Source organism: Streptococcus mitis (assembly GCF_003942965.1).
Lineage (GTDB): Bacteria > Bacillota > Bacilli > Lactobacillales > Streptococcaceae > Streptococcus > Streptococcus mitis_BH.
Genome location: NZ_RJOG01000089.1, coordinates 1 through 654 on the forward strand (window position 1 = coordinate 1; position 654 = coordinate 654).

The 654-nt window shown below is 33.5% G+C and carries 1 protein-coding gene and 1 pseudogene; both read right to left on the reverse strand.

What is annotated here, in order from left to right; all coding sequences use genetic code 11:
• Positions 1 to 362, reverse strand: a 362-nt coding sequence (locus D8837_RS09455; protein WP_142999015.1) for a glycosyltransferase family 2 protein, incomplete at its 3' end; no start/stop codon positions are given.
• A pseudogene (locus D8837_RS09645) lies at positions 355 to 654 on the reverse strand (glycosyltransferase family 2 protein); the annotation flags it as partial. The pseudogene D8837_RS09645 and the gene D8837_RS09455, both read right to left, overlap by 8 nt.

The following is a 654-nucleotide window of genomic DNA, read 5'->3' on the forward strand; positions in this document are numbered from 1 at the left end:
CATTGAATAGCCTCAGTTCTATCACATTCTACAATATCAATTCCATTAGACATATACTTCATTAGTTGTTCTAACATACCAAGACTTACAACATCATCACTATCAACAAACATGATGTATTCGCCAATAGATTCTTTCACACCACGATTTCTGGCTACACTTTGACCTTGATTTTTTTGATTGATCAATCGGAAACGATTATCTGTTTGGCAAAAATACTCACAAATAGCTTGGGAGCCATCTGTTGAACCATCATTGACTAAGATGACTTCAATGTCTTGATAGGTTTGCTTTCGAATACTTTCTAGACATTCTTCCAGATATTCTTCCACGTTATAAACTGGAACGATTATACTAATCATTTTTGTTCATAAGCTCCTTCATTTGTCTTTTGTGAATCAACTTTCTAAATTTACTCCATCCTTTATACAGAAACTGATACACTGGATGAGTAATCGTTAAAAAATATTTTGGCGCTATGAAATACATTCTTAGTAAACGGTATTTTCGAACAACTTCTTGAGATTGCTTCGCAATAAAAGCAGACTCCTTTATAAAATTCTCATACAAACTAACACAAGGACTCTTCTTCGTAATGCCATCTCTGTAATAATGACTAACCCCTAGATAAAACATAAAGTATCCAATGTACGG